The sequence below is a fragment of the Streptomyces sp. NBC_01283 genome (genome assembly GCF_041435335.1).
Lineage (GTDB): Bacteria > Actinomycetota > Actinomycetes > Streptomycetales > Streptomycetaceae > Streptomyces.
On record NZ_CP108430.1, the window covers coordinates 9,034,402 to 9,054,380 of the forward strand.

The 19,979-nt window shown below is 70.2% G+C and carries 17 protein-coding genes; 4 read left to right on the plus strand and 13 right to left on the minus strand.

The annotated features are described in order from the left end of the window. Positions 1 to 89 precede the first annotated feature (89 nt). Entirely contained in the window at positions 90 to 638 is a 549-nt protein-coding gene (locus tag OG302_RS40835; protein WP_371749805.1) for a GNAT family N-acetyltransferase, read from the plus strand. A 20-nt stretch (positions 639 to 658) separates the two neighbouring features. Here OG302_RS40835 and OG302_RS40840 read toward each other — a convergent pair whose 3' ends face one another. The 5 genes from OG302_RS40840 to OG302_RS40860 form a co-directional block, all read right to left on the minus strand. Then, positions 659 to 1,258 carry a TIGR03086 family metal-binding protein gene (locus OG302_RS40840; protein WP_371749806.1) on the minus strand — a complete coding sequence of 200 codons (600 nt, stop codon included), beginning with the start codon at positions 1,256 to 1,258 and terminating at the stop codon, positions 659 to 661. A 153-nt stretch (positions 1,259 to 1,411) separates the two neighbouring features. Continuing rightward, on the minus strand, positions 1,412 to 2,692 hold the full coding sequence (locus OG302_RS40845; RefSeq protein WP_371749807.1) for a YeeE/YedE family protein: 1,281 nt from the start codon (positions 2,690 to 2,692) through the stop codon (positions 1,412 to 1,414). A gap of 323 nt (positions 2,693 to 3,015) precedes the next feature. Continuing rightward, the gene (locus tag OG302_RS40850; RefSeq protein WP_371749808.1) at positions 3,016 to 3,681 is read right to left on the minus strand and encodes a D-alanyl-D-alanine carboxypeptidase family protein; all 666 of its coding nucleotides are present in this window, start codon (positions 3,679 to 3,681) and stop codon (positions 3,016 to 3,018) included. Further along, complete coding sequence (locus OG302_RS40855) at positions 3,657 to 4,382, minus strand: pentapeptide repeat-containing protein (protein WP_371749809.1); 726 nt, start codon at positions 4,380 to 4,382, stop codon at positions 3,657 to 3,659. Before OG302_RS40855 ends, OG302_RS40850 begins: the two co-directional genes overlap by 25 nt. Positions 4,383 to 4,468: 86 nt before the next feature. Continuing rightward, positions 4,469 to 4,981, minus strand: coding sequence for a GbsR/MarR family transcriptional regulator (locus OG302_RS40860; RefSeq protein WP_371749810.1), 513 nt, complete (start codon positions 4,979 to 4,981; stop codon positions 4,469 to 4,471). Between the two features lie 158 nt (positions 4,982 to 5,139). Between OG302_RS40860 and OG302_RS40865 the strand changes: the two genes are divergently transcribed. The 3 genes from OG302_RS40865 to OG302_RS40875 are packed head-to-tail and all read left to right on the plus strand — an operon-like array spanning position 5,140 to position 9,310. Beyond that, complete coding sequence (locus OG302_RS40865) at positions 5,140 to 6,702, plus strand: GMC family oxidoreductase (RefSeq protein WP_371749811.1); 1,563 nt, start codon at positions 5,140 to 5,142, stop codon at positions 6,700 to 6,702. Positions 6,703 to 6,749: 47 nt separating this feature from the next. Next, positions 6,750 to 8,168 carry an aldehyde dehydrogenase gene (locus tag OG302_RS40870; RefSeq protein WP_371749812.1) on the plus strand — a complete coding sequence of 473 codons (1,419 nt, stop codon included), beginning with the start codon at positions 6,750 to 6,752 and terminating at the stop codon, positions 8,166 to 8,168. Further along, on the plus strand, positions 8,168 to 9,310 hold the full coding sequence (locus OG302_RS40875; RefSeq protein ID WP_371749813.1) for a M20 family metallopeptidase: 1,143 nt from the start codon (positions 8,168 to 8,170) through the stop codon (positions 9,308 to 9,310). Before OG302_RS40870 ends, OG302_RS40875 begins: the two co-directional genes overlap by 1 nt. 45 nt (positions 9,311 to 9,355) lie before the next feature. Here OG302_RS40875 and OG302_RS40880 read toward each other — a convergent pair whose 3' ends face one another. The 8 genes from OG302_RS40880 to OG302_RS40915 all read right to left on the minus strand — a co-directional run bounded on the left by OG302_RS40880 (position 9,356) and on the right by OG302_RS40915 (position 19,535). Then, positions 9,356 to 10,153, minus strand: a complete 798-nt coding sequence (locus OG302_RS40880; protein ID WP_371749814.1) for an SDR family oxidoreductase — start codon at positions 10,151 to 10,153, stop codon at positions 9,356 to 9,358. 149 nt (positions 10,154 to 10,302) lie between these two features. Continuing rightward, positions 10,303 to 10,899, minus strand: a complete 597-nt coding sequence (locus OG302_RS40885) for an ATP/GTP-binding protein (RefSeq protein ID WP_371749815.1) — start codon at positions 10,897 to 10,899, stop codon at positions 10,303 to 10,305. After that, a complete protein-coding gene (locus OG302_RS40890; RefSeq protein WP_371749816.1) occupies positions 10,880 to 11,338 on the minus strand; it encodes a DUF742 domain-containing protein in 459 nt (152 codons plus the stop codon). Before OG302_RS40890 ends, OG302_RS40885 begins: the two co-directional genes overlap by 20 nt. Next, positions 11,335 to 11,802, minus strand: coding sequence for a roadblock/LC7 domain-containing protein (locus tag OG302_RS40895; RefSeq protein ID WP_371749817.1), 468 nt, complete (start codon positions 11,800 to 11,802; stop codon positions 11,335 to 11,337). The genes OG302_RS40890 and OG302_RS40895 overlap by 4 nt, the downstream gene beginning before the upstream one ends. Continuing rightward, entirely contained in the window at positions 11,799 to 14,261 is a 2,463-nt protein-coding gene (locus OG302_RS40900) for a nitrate- and nitrite sensing domain-containing protein (protein ID WP_371749818.1), read from the minus strand. The genes OG302_RS40895 and OG302_RS40900 overlap by 4 nt, the downstream gene beginning before the upstream one ends. Before the next feature lie 167 nt (positions 14,262 to 14,428). After that, positions 14,429 to 15,211, minus strand: a complete 783-nt coding sequence (locus OG302_RS40905; RefSeq protein WP_371749819.1) for an MHYT domain-containing protein — start codon at positions 15,209 to 15,211, stop codon at positions 14,429 to 14,431. 572 nt (positions 15,212 to 15,783) lie between these two features. Beyond that, a complete protein-coding gene (locus OG302_RS40910) occupies positions 15,784 to 16,218 on the minus strand; it encodes an SMI1/KNR4 family protein (protein ID WP_371749820.1) in 435 nt (144 codons plus the stop codon). A gap of 1,340 nt (positions 16,219 to 17,558) precedes the next feature. After that, entirely contained in the window at positions 17,559 to 19,535 is a 1,977-nt protein-coding gene (locus tag OG302_RS40915) for a hypothetical protein (RefSeq protein WP_371749821.1), read from the minus strand. Positions 19,536 to 19,979: the final 444 nt, after the last annotated feature.

The window sequence follows — 19,979 nt, forward strand, 5'->3', positions numbered from 1 at the left end:
CGATCACAGATCCCCGATCACGGATCACCAAGTCCGCCGAAGCAGTAAAGCAGTGGACAGTCCTCCCGTGCTGGGTGACCATCGCCGCGATGAACAACGAACCTCTCTCCCTCCCCAAACGCGTCCGCTTCGTCGAACTCAGCGCACAGGCGCTGCGGGCGCTCGCCGACGGTGACCTCGCCGGCGGCAGCGCCGAGGCCGGGGTCGCCCTCGACGAACACTTCGTTGGTGACCGGGCTCGCTGGATCTTCGGTTACCGCGCCGACCAGCTGGCCAAGGACCCCTCTGCCGCGCCCTGGATCACGCGGGCCGCGGTATCCGTACCGGACGGGGTCGTCGTCGGCGACGCGGGGTTTCACGGGCCGCCGGACGAGGCCGGCCTGGTCGAGGTCGGCTACACCGTCGTGCCCGGGTACCGGCGCCAGGGCTATGCCCGCGCCATGCTGAGGGAACTGCTCGTCAGGGCCGCCGCTGACCCCTGTGTCAGGACCGTGCGCGCCAGGATCGGATCCGACAACATCGCCTCCCTGGCCTCCATCGAGGGCTTCGGCTTCACGCGCGTCGGAGAGCAGGGGAACGAGCGCGACGGACTCACAATCGTCTTCGAGGTTCCGGCAGACGCAATACGGGTCGGGTGACTTACGACTGGCGGAGCCGCTCAGCGGCCCATGAGCCGCAACAAGCGGGCCTGCCGGGACTCCGGAGCAAGGGGCGGGGCCTCTGGGGCGGCGAAGAAGCGGTGAGCGGTGTTGGCGGAGACAGGTGACTCCGCCAAGCCGGCGTAGATGTCGGTGAGGTGGTCCACGATCCAGGCGACGAGCCCGGGGTCGAGTTCCTCGGGGGCGTTGATGGCCTGGGCCAGGTCCCACGTGTGAATGGTCGCGTCCGTGGTGCGGACGGCGAGGGCCTGTTTTCCGGTCACCGGGCCAAGGGGGTAATCCAGGATCTGATCGAGGGCACCGGGCCTGCGGAACGCCGCGGCGCACTCCCGCACCGACCGCACGTAGGCGCCCAGCGGATCGCCGCCCAGGGCGTCGCTGTCTCGGAGCCGGATGAATTCGGCGGCCGAGCCGCCGTCCAGCAGGGAGACGTAGTTGAGGTTTCCCCGGGTCATGTGGTTGACGAGGTGGTGTACGTCCCACTCTGCGCAAGGGGTCGGCGCCGTCCATTCCTCGGGCCCTACCGCGTGCAACCTGCGCGTGAACTCGGAACTGGCGAGCAGATAGCGGTCGATGATGCCGGCGAAGGGGGATGACATAGCCGCAGCGTAGGAGTGCCGAGGGGCGACGTGCTGGCGGAAATCAGACACCGAGCCCCCTGGAGGCGCGCTTGCGGCCTGGATCGGCGGATGCCTGCGCAAGAACAGCGCGCCGACGTCGGGTAGTTGGGGGTGGTGGTGCAGGTCGTCAGGTCAGCAGACGCCGTCCGTCGGCTTCGGGTTGCCCAGGCCGAACAACGGGCGAAGGCGCAAGCCGGCCCAGGTGCCGAGGATGGCCACGATGGCCCAGATCCACCCGTGAAGGGACCCGGAGGCGATACCGGCAAGGTAGGCACCGATGTTGCAGCCGCCCGCGAGGCGGGCACCGACGCCCATCAGGATGCCGCCGATGACAGCGGCGAGCGCCGTGCGGGCGGGGATGTTGCGGTGCAGCTGCCACACGCCACCGGCGGCCGCGGCGACGGCCGCGCCGACCATGATGCCGATGTCGGTGAGGCTGTTCTTGTCGGCAAGCACCGGCCCCGACAGCTGGGCGGCGCTGCCGGGCTGCTGCCAGAACGCCCAGGTCTCCGGCGAGCCGCCGAGCGCGCTCACGACCTTCGAGCCCCACAGGGCGAACGCGCTGGTGATGCCCCAGGCGCCGCCCGAGACGAGCAGTACACCCGCGCCGAGCAGGGCCAGCACGACGGCTCCCGCGGCCAGCGGCCAAGAACCCCGCACCGTACGGCGCAGGGCGCCGCGCGCGGATGGCGGGTTACCGACCGGCGGGGGAGTGCGGCGAGCCTGCACGGCACGGGCGATGAACCAGATCGCGGCGAGCGCCACGATCGTCACCGCCCAGGAACCGAACCAGCCGATGTGGTCGGACATCACGTAAGGGTCGAGCGCGGGCAGCTTGTTCCAGAGGCCGAACTGCCAGGCGGCGAGGGTGGAGCCGGTGATGAAGCCGAAGAGGGTGAGCACGATGGTGCCCTGGCCGGAGCCGACGGCGAAGAGGGTCCCCGAGGCGCAGGCGCCGCCGAGCTGCATGCCGACGGCGAAGAGGAACGCGCCGATGAGCAGCGCCACTCCGATCGGCCCTGCGCTGGGCGCGGGCACGGAACCGAACAGGCCGCTGCCGCTGCCGATGATCAGGGCGAAGAGGGTAGCGGTGGTCCCGAGCAGCAGGGTGTGGGCACGCAGCCCGGTGCCGTTGCCGACGGCCACCAGCTGCCGCCAGGCGGAGGTGAAGCCGAACCGGGAGTGGAACAGGGCGAACCCGAGGCCGATGCCGAGCAGCAGCAGGACGCCGGGCTTGGCCCCGTGCTCCGCGAAGACATACCCGGCGAGGGCGACCCCGATGGCACCGGCGACCGCCAGCGGCACTCGCCGGACCGGCGGCGCGGCCTCGGTCGCTGGGGAGGGAGCGGAGGTGGGAGCAGGGGTGAGCAGGGCGGTCCGGGACGGCACCCCGGCAGCGGGAGCGGTGGTCAAGGAGGTCTCCGGGAACGGGAGGGGATCGGACAGGCGGTGATCGCGTGAGCGCAGAGCGCGAGACGTCAGCGGCGACAGAGCGCGTCGTCAACGCTCCACGGCGTGGCCGCGAAGAGCGCGAGAGCAAGCTGACGGGCGGGTCCGAACATGCGCACCACCATAGGCATCCCCGCAGAGATCCCGGAGCGCCGTCTCACATAGAGAACACGACAATGAGACGGCGGTATCGATCCACCCGGTAGGCGGGCTGCGCTCCAGCTCCCGCTGTCGGGGCGGGCGCCGGAACGAGCAGGCCGGGGGCCATCCGGTCAGTGGGCGAAGCCTCAGTCGAGCATCTTGGTGGCGTCGTCGAAGCGGTCCTTGTCGGCTTCGATGATCGCGCCGACCAGGGTGCGGTTGTCCCGCTCGGCGGCGAAGACGAGGGAGTGGCCGGCCTCCGCGCCGCTGCCGGTCCTGATGCCCAGGGCGCCGTCGTATGTGCTCAGCAGTTCGTTGGTGTTGTCCCAGGTGTAGTACCGGGTGTGGCCGTTGGCCGCTGGAGCCTCGGCCTTGAACTGCTTGTTCTTCACGACGTCGGCGAACACCGGCTGCAGCATCGCTCGCTGGCCGAGCTTGGCCAGGTCGCGGGCGGTGCTGCGGTTGTCGCCGTGCGAGATGCCGTCGAAGGAGTCGAAGTGCGTGCCGGTCATGCCCAGCTGCTGCGCTTCGGTGTTCATCTGGTTCTCGAAGTCGGCGATCCGCGCCTCCGTGGTGTTCCCGGAGCCGAAGTTGTCGGCCAGGGCCATCGCGGCGTCCGCCCCGGACGGGATCAGCATGGCGTGCAGCAACTGCTTGACGGTCAGTTTGTCGCCGGTCTGGAGGTCGGCCGTACTGGCGCCGGTCTCCGTTACGTAGTCTCGGTACTCCTGTTTCACCGTGATCTGCCGGTCCAGCCACTCCGGATGCTTGAGCACCACCAAGGCAGTCATGACCTTGGTGGTACTGGCCATCGACACACTCTCGTCAGCCCCGGCCCACATCTCCCGCTCCTGGCTGCCGTGGTGTCGGCGAGGGAGTTGAGGACCTGGACGGCTGCGCCGCGCTCGGTCAGCCACAGTTCGAGCGCGAGGCCGGCCAGCTCGTGCCGGGTGCCGTCCGGGGCGGTGGCATGGGCAGGCCCGAAGACGGTGCCGCTCATACCGGCCACGCGCGTCTCGTCGTCGAGGGTGGCCTGGAAGCTGGTGTCCGCGACGGAGACGTCGGTCAAGTCGGCGCCTTCCAGGCGGGTGTTGCCGAGCAGCGACGCACCGTTCAGCCGGGCCGCGCGGAAGCGGGCTCCGCGCGCGTCGACGTCGTACAGTTCCGCGCTGCCCAGGTTGGCGCCGGTCAGATCCGCGTCGCGCAGGATGGTCTCGGTGAGCTCGGCCTTGACCAGCACAGCCCGCGTCAGATCCGCGCCTTCCATATCGGCCCACCCGAGGTTCGCCCGGTACAGGTCCGCGTCCCGCAGACGGATGCCGCGCGCCACGGATGGGCAGAACAGGGTCAGGCCGAGATCGGTGCCGGAGAGATCGGCGCCCGAGAGGTCCAGGTAAGTGGCGTCCAGGGTGCTCTCGTTCGTGGCGGCAGCCCAGGTACTCAGGGCGGCGGCTGCCTTTCGGTCCACCGGCAGTCGGTGGATCCGGCGAGCGTCCTGCTCGTCGACAGTCATGACCGCGGTACGCCCTCGACTGTGTCGCTCGCAGGGGTGTCAGCCATGCCTGGATGCTAATGCAGAGTTACGGGAGGTACGCGCCGTCACGCCCCCGGCGCCTGGCTCGCGGTGAACTCCGCAAGGAGCACTTCGAGCCGCTGCGTCATGAAGGCGTAGTACTCGACCATCCGCCGCACGCGCTGCTGCTGCTCAGGTGGGAGTCCCTCGGCCCGCCCTTGGGCCCGCTCGGCCAGGGCACGCAGTTGAGCGGTCTGTTCGAGCTGATGCTGCAAGCAGCCCACCCAGGCGTCGTCGCGCCAGCGGAAGACGAACTGGCGTGACCCCGCGGGCTTGTACCGCTCCACCGTGCCGTTGGTGATGAGCAGGCGCGTCGTCTCCGACATCGAGCCCTTGCTGGCGCCGAGCGCGTCCATGAGCTGCGCGAGCGTCAGAGGGGTCTCGCTCGTCATCAGGACTCCCGCGGTGCGCCCGGCCATCCGGGGCCACCCCATGGCCTGGCCGATGTGCAGGCCGAAGTCCTCGATGAGTGCGGCCGCGCCACCGGATCCCGCGTCCCCCGCTGCCGACACCTGCGCCTCCTCGGATCGATGGTCCACGGATCGGTCGTCGATGGATCGATGAGATCGGTCCACTCCATCGATCAATGTGGATCGAACGTTCACTCTTGACTGAACTTTGAGCTGGTTGCAGTCTACCTTTCACGGCGATCCGAGTCTGTCGCGGATCTCGCTCATCTGACTGCCGGAGGTGCCGTATGCCCGAAACAGGCTGGGATCTGATTGTCGTGGGTGCCGGGTCGGCGGGGGCCGTGCTGGCCGCCCGGTCGGCCGCCGCCGGGCGGCGCGTGCTGCTGCTCGAGGCGGGATCCGACTACCGCTCCGCCGCGATGCCGGAGGTCTGGCGCTCCCCGAATCCGGTCCGGGCCCTTCTTGACCCGACCGCCGCGCAGGACCTGGTGTGGCCCGGCCTGAACGCCACCAGGACCGACCGGCAACCGCAGATCCCGTACTGGCGCGGCCGCGGCGTCGGCGGGAGTTCGTCGGTCAACGGGCAGATCGCGATTCGCCCGCCGATGGAGGACTTCGACGACTGGGCCGCCGCGGGCTGCACCGGCTGGTCCCGCGAAGACGTGCTGCCGTACTTCGCGAAACTGGAGAACGACGCGGAGTTCGGCTCCGAGACGTACCACGGGCAGGACGGGCCCACCCCTATCTTCCGTACGCCGCAAGCCCGTTGGGGCGGCGCTGACCGCGTACTCCACCAGGCGGCACGCGCCGCGGGGCACGCCTGGGCACCGGATGTGAACGCCCCCGGCGCGACGGGGGTATCGCCCTACCCGATCAACTCCCGGGCCGGGCGCCGGGTCTCGGTCAACGATGCCTATCTGGAGCCCGCCCGCGACCTCGCGACCCTGACGGTCCGCGGCGGATCCCTGGTGGACCGCGTCGTGTTCTCGGGCAACCGCGCGGTCGGGGTCCGCGTACTGGCCGACGGGGCGACGGTGACCGAGTACGCCGACGAGATCGTGCTGAGCGCCGGGGTGATCCACTCTCCCGCCGTGCTGTTGCGCTCCGGCGTCGGCCCGTCCGCCCGGCTGCGTGCGCTGGACATCGCCGTACGGGCTGACCTGCCCGTCGGCAGCGGTCTGCAGGACCACCCCATGATCGTCGTGGAACTTCCGCTCACCCGGGAAGCTGCCATCAAGACGCCCGACGACCGGCACACCAACGTCTGCGTCCGCTACACGAGCGGGCCCGGCGCGCACGTGAACGACATGATGTTCGTGTCACTCAACCAGAACGTGCTGTCCATGGCCGCGGCCGACACCGACCTGCCCGCGGGCGGGGTCGGGGTGTGGCTGAACCAGACGTTCTCCCGCGGTCACCTCGGGCTCGTCTCCGCAGACCCCACCGTGCAGCCCCTGGTCCACGAGCGCATGCTGTCCGACCCTCGTGATCTGACTCGACTGCGCGAAGGAGTACGGGAGTTGGCGGCGCTCGCCGCAGGCACGGAAGTGGCGTCGGTCGTCCGGGCCCCCGTCCCGGAGCACAACGCCGCCTTGTTCGCCGCGCTCGACGACGACGGACGTCTGGACGACCACCTGCTGACCCATGTGGTCGACGCGCAACACGGTACGAGCACGTGCCGCATGGGATCCGCGGATGACGCGACGACGGTGGTCGATCCGGCCTGCCGCGTTCACGGCCTCGAAGGGCTGCGCGTGGTCGACGCCTCCATCTTCCCGTCCGTCCCCCGGGCCAACACGAACCTCGCCGCGATCATGGTTGGGGAACTCATGGCGGGCCGCCTCGCCTGACCGCCTCCACCGACCTCCTCGACGGCTCACGAAGGAGCACCAGTTCCATGCGGACCTTGCAGAACCTGATAGCGGGAACGTGGCAGGAATCGGCCGACAAGACCCTCCACGCGCTCATCGATCCCGCCACTGAAGAGCTCGTCGCCCACCGGCCCGGTGGATCGGCCAAGGACGTCGACGACGCCGTGCGCGCCGCCGTCGACGCGCAGCCCAAGTGGGTCGCGCGGGCACTGTCCGAACGGACCGAACTGCTGCACCGCTGGGCCGACACGATCACCGAACACGCCCTCGAACTCGCCGAGTTGGAGTGCCGGGAGATGGGCAAGCCGGTCGGTCTCGGCCGGACGTTCATCGAGGGCGCGGCCCTTGGACTGCGCGCCGCCGCCGACCAGGCCCACTCCTACGCGTTCGAGCAGAGCGTCCCGGGTCCCGGCGGGAGCACCACCCGGATCGTGCGGCGGCCGCTCGGCGCCGCCGCTGTGATCACCCCGTGGAACTTCCCCGTGCCGATGGTGCTCGGCGCGATCGGCCCCCTGCTGGCCGCGGGCAACACGGTGGTGGTCAAGCCGTCGGAGCGCGCCCCGCTGTCCGTGGTCCGACTGTGCGAGCTGCTCGATCCACCACCGGGCGTGCTGAACCTGGTCCTCGGCGACGCCCGTGCCGGGATCCCGCTGGCCGAGCACGAGGACGTACACCTCGTGCACTTCACCGGCTCCGTCGCGGCCGGACGTGCCGTCGGTGCCGCCGCCGGCGCTCGGCTGCATCGCAGCGTCCTCGAACTCGGCGGCAAGGACCCGGTCGTGATCGACGCCGACGTCGACCCGGTAGGGACCGCGGTGGCGGTCGCCTTCGGCGCGTTCGTCAACTCCGGCCAGATCTGCACGTCCATGGAGCGCATCTACGTCCACCGCGCCATCGCGGAACCCTTCATCGAGGCTCTTGTAGCGCAGGCCGCAGGACACGTGCTCGGCGACGGCCGCGACGAGAGGACCACGCTGGGCCCGCTGGTCGACCGACGCCAGCGCGACCTCGTGCACGGGCACGTCGTCGACGCCGTGGCACGCGGCGCCACCATCCGTACGGGCGGCACCGTCCCTGAAGGCCCCGGCTTCTTCTATCCGGCCACCGTGCTGACCGGCGTGGACGAATCGATGGCCGTACTGAGCGAGGAGACCTTCGGCCCGCTCGCCCCGGTCGTCGTGGTCGACTCCTTCGAAGAGGGCCTCGACCGCGCCGCCCGGTCCCGGTTCGGCCTGGCCGCCACGGTCTATACCGAGAACGCCGACCACATAGCGGCAGCCGAACGGCTGCCCGTGGGCGTGGTGTGGGTGAACCAGTGGCAGGGCGGCGGCCCTGAGCGGCTGTACGAACCGGCGGGCATCAGCGGCATGGGCGCCACCGGGGCCCACGCTGCCTACGACGCCGCCACCCGTCCCGCTTCCGTACACATCGCCGAGGCCGTCTGATGGCCGCTGCGCTCACGCCGACCAAGGACCACGTGGGGACCCAGATCCAAAGCCGCAGCGCGGAGTTGGTGTCCCTGTCCCACCGCATCCACGCCCATCCCGAGCTCGCCTTCGAGGAGACCCTGGCCAGCCGGTGGGTCGCCGAGGCACTGGACGGCGCGGGTTTCGAGGTCCGGCACGGCTGCTACGACCTGCCCACCGCCGTGCACGCGACGATCGGCAGCGGCCCGGTCCACGTGGGGATCTGCGCGGAGTACGACGCCCTGCCAGAGATCGGCCACGCCTGCGGGCACAACATCATCGCCGCCGCGGCCGTCGGCGCCGCCGTGGGCCTTGCCGACGTGGCGGACGACCTCGGACTCACCGTCTCCGTGTTCGGTACGCCCGCCGAGGAAGGCGGCGGTGGCAAGGTCCTCATGCTGGAGCGCGGCGCCTTCGACGGCCTGGACGCCGCGATGATGGTCCACCCCGCGGCCACCGAGATGGCGGCCATGCCCGGCCTGGCCGTCTCCCAGTTCGACATCTCCTACCAAGGCCGACCCGCCCATGCCGGGGCCTGGCCCGAGGAGGGGGTCAACGCACTCGACGCGCTGACACTCGCCCAGGTCGGCATCGGACTGCTGCGCCAGCAGACGCGCGCCGACGACCGCATCCACGGCATCGTCACCGACGGCGGCAGCGCGGCGAACATCATCCCCGACCGCACCGGCGGCCGGTGGATCGTGCGCTCCGCGACCCGGGAGGCCCTGGACCGGCTGACCCCGCGCGTCCACCGCTGCTTCGAGGCGGGCGCACTCGCCACGGGATGCGACCTGACCATCCGCTCCGGCGGCCCCGACTACGCGGACCTGCGCCCCGATCCAGCACTGCTCTCGCTGTACCGGGCCAACGCCGAGGCGCTCGGCCGCAGCTTCCCGCCGCTCCCGCCGGGTGGCGCCGTCGGCGCCGCGACCGACATGGGCAACGTGTCCCACGTCGTGCCGAGCATCCACCCCATGCTCGGCCTCGACTGCCCCGGCACCGTCAACCACCAGCCCGGGTTCACCGCCGCCTGCATCACCCCCGCGGCCGACCGGGCGGTACTCGACGGGGCGACGGCACTGGCCTGGACGGCCGCGGATCTGGCCACGGGGAGGCGCTAGGTGGGCTGGTGACGGGTGACATGACCCATGTCCTACGAACTGGACTCACCCCAGACCGCCATTGCTCTGGAGAAGCTGGCCGTTGATCCACCCGCCCTCTGCTGAACAGAGAAACGAGACGAGATTCGCGCAGTCCTGCGGCACACCGAGGCGCCCCAGGGGCGTGAAGCGGATCATGTCCGCCTTCTGCTCCTCAGTCATCCACCCGGTGTCGGTCGGTCCGGGATTGACCGCATTGCAGGTCACTCCCAGGTGGGCGAGCTCATGGGCGGCGGCCAACGTGATCCGGTCCATCGCTCCCTTGCTCGCCCCGTACGGGAGATTGCCCGCGGTGTGATCGCTGGTCAGGCTGACGATGCGCCCGCTGCCATGCTGTCCGCGAAACCGCAGCCCGTACTCCCGGATCAGCAGCCAGGTCGCCCGCGCATTGACCGCGAAGTGCAGGTCGAAGCTCTCCACCGTGGTGTCCAGCAGACCGGAGTCGACCGACTCGCAGTGGCAGAGCACCAGCGCGGTGACGTTCCCCAGCGCACGCTCGACACCGTCGAAGAGCTGAGCCGGAACGGCCGGGTCGCTCAGGTCCGCCTCGACCGCAAGCGTGCTCGACCCAAGGGAAGCCACCTGCTTCCGCAACTCTTCGGGCGCACCCGCCTCCTTCCCCCACTGCATGCGCGCGTCATACGGAGTCCAGTACGTGAAGGCCACGTCCCAACCGGCCCGGGCCAGCTCCAGCACCACGGACGCCGCGATCCCCGCAGACCGTCCCGCCCCCGTGACCAAGGCAAGCGGTCGCCCCGCCCCTCCCACGTCCTGTCGACTCCCCACGCCCGTCTCACCAGTCATGTTCCTCATCCTGGGGGTCAGCCCGTCACAAGGCACCCGGTTTTCCCGGGCCCTGCCACGTTCACACCCCTTGAGACATACGCACCCTTCCGCGAGGCGGACGCCCGAGTCCGAGGACGAAGACACCGCGGTGCTGATCGCCTGAGGAATCAGCGGGCGACAAGCTCCCGGCTCAGGACGTGTTCGACCAGGGAGATCAGGACCTCCTTGCCGGACTCCCGGTCACGCACGTCGCAGAGCAGGACGGGCGTGTCCCGGTTCAGGTCGAGCGCGCGGGCCACTGCCTGCGGGGTGTGGCTGCGGATCCCGTCGAAGCAGTTCACCGCGACGATGAAGGGGATGCCGCGGCTCTCGAAGTAGTCCACGGCCGGGAAGGAGTCCGCGAGCCGGCGGGTGTCGGCGAGAACGACCGCGCCGAGCGACCCCGTGGCCAACTCGTCCCAGACGAACCAGAACCGGTCCTGGCCGGGCGTACCGAACAGGTACAGGGCGAGGTCGTCGCGCAGGGTGATGCGGCCGAAGTCCATGGCGACCGTGGTCGTGGACTTGGTGGCCACTCCCTGCAGGCTGTCCACCGGGCGTGACGCCTCGGTGAGGGGTTCTTCGGTGCGCAGAGGACGGATCTCGCTGACCGACTCCACCAGCGTGGTCTTCCCGACGCCGAAGCCGCCGGCGATCAGGAGCTTGAGCGCGGTGAAGTCGGCGGGCGCCGAATGCCGCGTGCGGTCAGAGTGCGCGGAGGCCATTGATCACTTCTCGCAGGAGGTGGGCGGGCGGACGTTGTTTCCCGGTGCCGGCATCGGTTGAGGCACCTGTTGCGGTGAACTCGGGCGGGCTGATGTGGATCAGGCCCTGCGCCGTGAGGTCGCCGAGCAGGACCCGGACAACACCAAGGGGCAGCCCCGAGTCCGACGCGAGGTCCGCGACAGGGCGCGCCCCATGGGCACACAAGGCGAGCAGTGCGCGCCGCTCGGGCGGGAGCGGGCCGCGAGGGGTGGCCGCGGTGGGCCGGACGATCGCCATCAGGTCGACGCGCTCGGCGCCGTTGTCCGTACGGGCGCGGCCGGCGGTCATGGCGTAGAGCCTGACCAGAGGCCCGGCCTCTTCGTCGTAGCGGTCGGTCCAGGCCTCGGCGGAGCGGGCGTCCGGGCCGCCGGGGTGGCGGTTGGGTGGCCGGTCCGTCATGAGTCCTCGCCGTCGTCCGGCGCCTGCGCGGCGTCCGTCCGCACGGGCACACTGAGGTGTTCGCGCACCCGGTCCACCAGCAGGGCCATCTCGTACGCCACCAGGCCGATGTCGGCGTGGCCGTCGGTGAACACGGCGATGCAGGAGCCGTCACCGGCGGCGACCACGAAAAGGAAGCCGCCCTGCAGCTCGACCATCGTCTGCACGACGCCGCCCGCCTCGAAGTGCCGGCCCGCCCCCTTGGCGAGGGAGTGGAAGCCGGAGGCGATGGCGGCGAAGCGCTCGGACTCGTCGCGGCCCATCCCGCGCGAGGCGCCGACGCACAGACCGTCGGTGGACAGCATGACCGCGTACCGCACTTCCGCGACGCGGTCCACGAGGTCGTCGAGGAGCCAGTCGATGCGGCCTGCGCCGTGGTCGTCGCTCTGGTTGCCCAGGGTGGTGACGGAGTAGGTCGGCGTCATCGGTCTTGGGACCCTTCGTCGTTCGCTGTGTGGTGGCCGGGCGGGGTGTCGGGGGCGCCGGGTGCGGCGGCTGGCTCGTCGCGGGTGGGGGAGGTCCGGGTGGGGGAGTCGCGGGTGGAGGAGGCGCGGCGCCGGCCGGAGCGCAGCGACGCCATCGTGGCGCGGGCGGCTTCGGGGGAGCGGATGGCCGGACCCTGGGCAGGGTGCGGGCCGCCCGCGCTCGCGTCTTCGTCGTTGCGCAGTTCGGGCGCGAGGCTGGCCTGGCGCACCCGGCGCGGCAGGCCGTCTTCTTCGTCCGGTACGGGCGTGGGCCGCGCGGTGGGTGCGGGCGCAGTCACGGGCAGCTGGGGTGCGGCGTGCCGGGCGCGGGCGGGGAGTTGGCGGGGTGCCGGGTCACCGTCCGACGGGCGCGGTTGTGCCTCGGGTGCGGTCGCCGGTTCCTGGCCGCGGCGCCGCTGGGCGGGAATGCGCGTGACGGTCGGCTCGGGGGCCGGTTCGCGTCCGGGCTCCACCGCCCGTGGCGGCTCCTGTTCCGGCAGGGGCCGCAGGCCGGGGTGCGGGGCCTCCAGGAGCTGCTGGGGGAGGAAGACGACCGCGGTGATGCCGCCGTACACCGAACGGCGCAGAGTCACGTCGACGTGCAGGCGTTCGGCGAGGCGGTTGATGACGAACAGGCCGAGCTGCCGTGAGTCGAGCAGGTCGATGTCCGCGGCCTGGATCTTCTCGTTGGCCGCGGCGAGTGCCTCGTCGCCCATGCCGAGACCGCGGTCCTCGATCTCCAGGACGGCGCCCGCCCCGACCTCTTCGCCGCGCACCACCACGGGGGTGTGGGGCGGCGAGTACGCGGCGGCGTTCTCGGTGAGTTCGGCGATGAGGTGGATGAGGTCGGCGACCGCCGTGCCGGCCAGCCGCAGGTCGGGGATGTCGTGCAGCTGGACCCGCTGGATGTCCGCGGTCTCCGCGATGCCCGCGCGCACGGTGTCGATGAGCGGGACCGGGTTGCGCCAGGCACGGCCGGGCGCGGAGCCGGAGAGGATCAGCAGGGACTCGGCGTGGCGGCGCATCCGCGTCGTCAGGTGGTCCAGGCGGAAGAGGTCCTCCAGGTCCGTGGGGTTCTCGGTACGGCGCTCCATGGTGTCGAGGAGTTCCAGCTGCCGGTGCAACAGCACCTGGCTCCGGCGGGCGAGGCTGACGTACACGCCGGATACACCTGTCAGCACGGCGGCGCGGCCCGCCACGGCGCGCAGCGCGGCCCGCTGCACCGTGGTCAGCGCCGCGCCGACCTGGCCGATCTCGTCCCGGACCGGGTCGTGGGAGAGCGGGGCTTCCTTCTCCAGGTCGAGCCCGTCGCCGCCGTGAATGCGGCGGATGGCGGCCGGCAGCCGCTGGGCGGCGAGGTCGAGTGCGGAGTTGCGCAGTCCGGTCAGGTCGTCGACGAGGCCGCGTCCGATGCGTACGGAGAGCAGGAGCGAGAGGATCACACCGAACAGGCCGAGGAGTACGGCGAGACCGGAACTCCCCAGGTTCGACAGGGAGTACGGCTGCGCGTCGGCGCCTGTGTCGATCGCGCCGCGCTCCGCGGTGGCGAGCCCGGACAGGGTGGGACCGGCGAGGGAGTCCCACTGCTCGGCGCTCACCGCGGTGGCGGCGCCGGAGGGACCGGCGGCGAGGACGTCGTCCTGGGCGGTGGCGAGGTCGGCGGCGGCGCGGGAGCCGAGCACCTTGCGATAGGCGGCGGCGTCCTCGGCCCGCAGGTCGGACACCGCTGCGCGGGCGAAGGCGCGCTGCTCGGCGACGTCGCCGACGAACGTACGGTGCTGGGCCGCGGACATGGTCCCGCTCGCCTGTGCGGCGCCGATCTCCGCGTCCTGACGGCTCAACGCCTCGCGGGAGCGGGCCAGTTCGAGCACGGTACGGGTGTCGGAGGCGCGGTCTGGCTGGTCGGCGCCCGCGAGCTTGGAGCGGACCGCGAAGGCCCGGTCGATGGCCGTGCCGTAGTCGGAGAGTACGGCGGAGGCGCCGCGGGCGCTGTCGCGCCGCTCACTGAGCGCCCCGGCGCTGGCGAGCAGGGAGCGGACTCGGCCGGGCAGCGCGGCGTCGAGGGCCGCGAGGTCGGTGCTGCTGGAACGGACACCCGCACGCAGCGCCGTGACGGCCTTGTCCGTACGGGCCTGCGCGGCGTCGAAGTCGTGGCGGGCGCTGCCGCCCGGCGTGGCCTGGTACTTCAGGGCCGCGGCCCGCTCGTCCTGTACGGCGGAGGTGAAGTGCGCGACGGGCCGCACCAAGGTCGAGTTGATCTGGCGCAGTTGCTCGGTGGAGGAGACCTGGGAGGCGGTGGTGACGGCCGCGTGTCCCCACAGCGCCATCAGCGAGAGGACCGGCACGGTCAGCAGGGTGACGACCTTCGCGCGGATCGATTTGGGGCGCCAGCGTTCGGGCACCAGAGGGCGTACGGGCATGACGATGGGTCTCCTTGGCGGTGCAGGAGTGTGGGGACGCGCGGGCTGCGTCGAACCCCGGAAAACGCAGCGCTTCGGCGCACGTGGGGGAGGGCGTGCCGCAAGTGGGCAGCGGGAGGGAACGGGCCGGGTCGGCCTGAAGGCGTCGGGTGGCCCCTCGGCGGCGGTCAGGCGACCGGGAGCTCGACCTCGTGCAACGGGCGGGCCGCGGCCTCGCTCTCGGCGCGCTCACGCGCCGTGGGGGACAGCGCGACGAACGCGCAGGTAAGGAAGAGGAAGGAGCCGAGCACCACGGCGAGCGGCAGGATGAAAGCGGTCGCACTCGCGCCCTGCAGGGGTGCGGTGCTGGCGTGCACGTCCAGCGTGACGGCGGCCATGCCCGTGTAGTGCATGCTGCTCACCGCGAGCCCCATGACGAGCGAGGCGATGGCTGCGACGGCGGGCCCGCGCACGGACAGCGCGGCCCACAGGGCGGCGGATGCGGCGGCGATCGCGATGACGACGGAGAGCGCGACGAGCGCGGGGTCGTACGAGATCGAGCCGTTGAGCTGGACGGCGGCCATGCCGATGTAGTGCATCGCGGCGACACCGAGCCCGGTGCCGACGCCGCCCAGTGCGATGGAGCGCACCCGGGAGCTGCCGTAGCCGGCGGTGAAGACGCCCGCGCCGACGACGGCGATGGCGACGACCAGGCTGAGCAGGGTCAGTGGGATGTCGTAGCGGATCGCGGTGCCCTCGACGGTGTAGCCGAGCATCGCGATGAAGTGCATGGTCCAGATGCCGGCGCCGATGGCGACGGAGGCACTGATCAGCCAGTTCCGCTTGGACCGCCCCCCGGCTGCCAGAGCACGCACGGTGCAGCGCAGTCCCAGCGCGGCACCGACGACGGCCATGACGTACGACAGGACCGGAGTGGCCCAGCCTCCTGCCATGTGGTGCATGTGACCCACGGGATTCCTCTCACTAGCTGTGTCGGCCCCCCGGCGACCCGGGACGCTAGCACGCAGTGGATCTCCAGCCAGGGGGCGCGAAATCTGCTTCTTGTGAGGGTTACTGAACAGTAGAGCCCGAGTTCACAGGCCTGCACGCCCATAGGTCCCTCACTGATTGCACACATCGCTGCGACTCTTGTCACGCCGCGTATCGAACCCCTCGCGACACCGGGGGCGAGACGCCCAGTTCCGGATATCCGGGACATGGCGGTGCAGTCTCCACTGGGAAGGTTCGCCGCGGTGCGGGTTCAGATCGTTCAGGTCTGCGAAGTGTCCTGAACTGGCCATCCAGGAAAGGAACGGGGGCACGGGCTTCGTGCCCCCATTCATGGGGTGGTGCCGCTGGTGCCAGCGCACCGGATCAGACAAGCTGCGGGACCGGCGGCGGGCTTCGCTCGCCCGGACCACGGACGGCGACAGCAACGGCACAGGCGTCGGCGTCGTCTCGCCTCCGGTTCGCGACAGGCAGCACGTCCCACCGCCTCGCCCACACCCAGGATCGCAGGGACGAAACCCCCGAAAACTGGTACTCAGTCCCGCCACCAGTCCCCGGAGTCTTCCAAAGCGCGACGCAGGTAGTCCTCCATGTCGTTCGCCGCCATGGAACGCCCGTCCGTCTCGTGATCCCAGACGAACACATCATCACGCAGCGGGACTCTGACGAAGGCGAACTGATCACCACCGCTGTTGTCACCGAAGAACATCAGCGGCTCAAAGGGCATATAGAGCCCGGTGAAATCTGCAGAGGCGCGGAAGGCCGCGTTCTCTTTGGCGATCCGCTCAGCGCTCCACACCACGTCGGTGGCGTAGTGCCCGCGCACCCCATTGCACTCACGGAGCAAGAGGGCGAGATCCTCGGGAAGCGGCTGCCCCAGCGCACGCTCGACGTCGGCCAATGCCTCACTGGTCGCCGGCTCAGCGAGCTCCGCATCTGCCATCACTTCCAGGATCCGTTCACGCCACATTCCGCGAGCATCTCAGGACCTCGAAGATCGCGACAGTACGATCACGCCGCTGAGGCGCGCACCGAGTCCGGAGCGACATCGAAACTCACCGAAACCGGCATAGTCAGTGTGGCAAAGCCCGTTTCGGAGCTGAGTGGAAAGGACACCGGCTGGGTCGCCGACCTGCCTCTGCCTGTGCTTATGCGCCTGCGGCGCGCTGGCGCTTCTCGCGAGCAGACCTCGGGGGCGGACTCGCTGCGACTTTTCGAGCTACACGGCATCTGGTTCGGGTGTAGCTCTCCCGCAGTGAGCCTTCCTGAACTGGATCGCTGCTGATCTCTTTCCGGGAGCGCCCCCGGCGACGGCCCGGACGGCGGAGCCGGGAGGGTCAGTACGGGGACTTCCACGTCCGCGCCGAACAACACCGGCTCCATCCCGCCACCGACCAGGCCAACTTCAAGCTCACAGCCTGACCAACCACCAAACTCCGAGAGCGCCGGACTCACCTGGACAGGAGGCCGGCCGGCCCGTGCAGCCCCGGGCCTTCCCTGGAACGGTGCCACGCCCCTATGGTCACACCGGTATGAGACGTGGCGGAGAGCACAAGAGGCGCGCGAGGCGCTCGTCGGGAACTCGATCGCTCGAGGAAACGAGCCTCTGGTGGATTCCGCTCAGTGCCCTTGTCCTGCTGACCATGAGCTGGGGGATCGCCGGGTTCATAGCTCGTTGCGAGCCTGGCCTCAGGGGCGACTGCGTTGCGCGCAACGGCATCGAGTGGATGTTTTGGGTGGTGTTTCTCGCCGCGGTGCCTACGTACCTGGTGGCGATCACGGGACTGACCACTCGCCATTGGCCGCCCGCACTCGGCGTAGCCCTGGGCGGCATTGCTGGTGGGACGTACGTGCTCGCCCAAGGACAGACGAGGCCGTCCATGATCACAGCGAGTATCGCGCTGGTCCTCGCCCTTGCGTCCCCCGCGGTGACATGGCATCGCCGCCGATATGGGGATCATGCCCGAACCTAGGCGGTCGTCCCTCCAGAAGAGCCACACCCATCTGGTTCACAGGCTGGCCAGGGCTCACGAGCTGACGCTTTCGGGCTACTTGGCACCAGATGGCCACCGCAGTTGGCACCAGGGCCGAGTTTCCGAGGTGTCTGCCACCAGGATGCCGACGAGGCCGTGCCGCCCGCGCCGCCCACACCGGCGGCCCGGCTTCACGGCAGTTGAAGATCAGAAAGCTGAAAGGTGACCGCATGACGGATGGGTTCAGCCGCCGCACCCAGCCGGGGGCTTCCCCTTCACAGATGCACGCCTCCCGCAAGGCCTGAGGCGTGCGGGAGGCGCTGTGGTTCGCCAGCGGTTAGAGATCGCCGGAGCGGTAGACGAGGCAGAGGTCGATGGTGCCGGGGGCGGCAAGGCCGGGGCCGGATCCGGTTGTCCCGGCGGTGGGCACGAGCTCGAAACCATTCCAGGTGGAGCCGGTGCGGTTGCCGAGGTAAATCCGGTCGTCCGTGCCGCGGACGGCGCAGTACAGGGTGGTGCCGCGTGCGGCCAGGGCCGGCGACCCAGTGGTGGTCCCCGACAGGCTTACCGGATTGGACCAGCCTGCGGTGTCGCGGGTGGTGAGGCGGATTCCGTTGTCCGTGCCACGGTAGGCCAGGTGCACGCTGCCCCTGAACGAGACCAGGGCCGGGGCGCTGGGGGATCTGTGGGGGTGGTTGAGGTTGGCGAGAGGGAACCAGCCCAGGATGCTGAGGTAACTGACCATGAGCAGTTGCCCGTCGGTGCCGGTGGCCGCGTACCACAGCAGGCCGTTATTGGCGGCCAGAGCCGGGCCGGAGGTGCACTTGCCGCCGCCCAGGGTCCGCGGGGCGGACCAGTCGCTGCCCTGAACAGAATGGGCCACATTGCCCTGGCCATCCGTTCCGGTGTACGCCACATAGAGGGTGCCCAAGTGCGAGGCCAGGGCCGGAGCATGCCGGGTGACGGCTCCGGGAACCTGGATGAAGTTGCCCCACTGGCCGTTGGTTTCCCGCTGGCTGACGAAGACCTGGTCGCCGTTGCCGCGGACCGCGCAGTAAAGGGTGCCGCCGTGCAGGGCCAGGGCGGGCGCGTCGGGGGTCTGTGATCCGGGCCAGGGCAGCACGGGGACGCTCCAGGACCCGCGGTGGGTGACCAGGGCGATGTCGAGGGGCTCTTGGACGGTACGGAGCCACAGCCGGAAGTGGCCCTCGTTACCGCCGTTGAAGTCGTAGGCGGCCAGTCCGGCGGGCCCGTCCGGCCCCGCGGGGGTCTTGCTGAGCGCGACCAACCCGGCGCGGGTGAATCCGTAGGAGCGGTTGGCGACGAAGTCGTCCTTGTTCTCGAAGAGGGAGAAGAGCCAGCCGACGAACTTGGTGGCGAACCCGAACAGGGCGAGGGCGCCGGCGGCAGCCTGGGCGTTGTCGTCCGGGTTGCCGGAGGCTTGCCCCTTCTCGGCGGCTTCCAGCGCCGCATCGGAGATCTTGTACAGGTGCTTGCTGATCTCCTCGAAGATGCCGCCGCTGTCTTCCTCCCAGCACTCGACGTCCAGGTGGAGGAACTTGTCCACGCGCCCTTGGAAGAGAACAGCCGAGTCAGCGAAGTTGCGGATGTGGCCCTTGTTGAGACTCCCGAAGACATCAGACCGGTACTCGCGTCGGGCCGCCTCGTCACTGCCCGCCCCTGAGGCCCAGTAGATCTCGTCGGAGTCCACCTCGTCGGAGTCATTCACACTCACGAACTTGTGCGCCTTCATCATGAAGACGCCCGGTGTGCGGGCCTGTGCGCCCAGGGGTGGTCCGGTCACCAGCGTGAGGGCGGAGCCGTACTCCCCCATCGCGGCGATGAATTCCTCACTGTCCAGCTGCCCGCCCTCTGGCAGGGCCCCCAGATCAATGATGCTCACATTGGGCTGGGCCAGCACGTCACGGACCAGGACCTCCTGATCGGCTACGTAGTCCGCCAGCGCGTAGGAACGTTCAAGCGGCAGCCGCGACACCCCCGCAGGGAAGAACTCCCCGCCACCGGAGGCGTCTTTGTAGAGCTTGCCGTACTCCGCGACCTCCTCCAGCGTCACCACCTGGGTCATCTGATCGACCAACTGCTGCTCCAGGTCCGAGAGCACCAACCCCTCACTGAGCCGGGCCGCGGCATGCAGCGCCGTCTCGATCAGGATGTTGCTGCTCCGGTTCGCCCGCAGCCGTCGCGCCCAGCGCGAGTCCGTGCGGGCCCCCGACAACAGCTCCTGCAGGCGTGCGACCCGCTCCTCCCGCGTCGTGCTGGGCCCCTCGGCGACCGGCGGTGCGCTGTCCGACATGGTGATCCTCCCCTGTCACGCGCCTGCGATACACAGGCACAGGCAACGGAGCGTAGGAGCGCATAAGCGTTCTGTCATCGACGTTGATCCGGTCGCTGGCTGAAAATCTGACACCTATAGGCGGGCCGGACCTCGCCCCCAGTTCCTCCTCTGCGGGCTCTTCGTCCCCCTCGACGCGATGCCCGCAGCCCTCCGTTGGATCGCCTCGCCATGCCGTCAAAAGCACGACCACCACCCTTCTCGCTGACATCGCGGCTGCCGTTGCGTTCGTGCTGCCCGCTCTCCTCCTGGGCGCCGCCACCCTCCGTCCGAGAACTGCCTCGAGCTGTGGCGGACGAGCGCATCTCCCTGGTGACAACTAGCTCGGCCAAGTGCCATCTATCTCGAAAAGTCGCACTCGCCCTGAAGTAGGCCGTGTTCACCGCGCGGCCACTCTCGCACAAC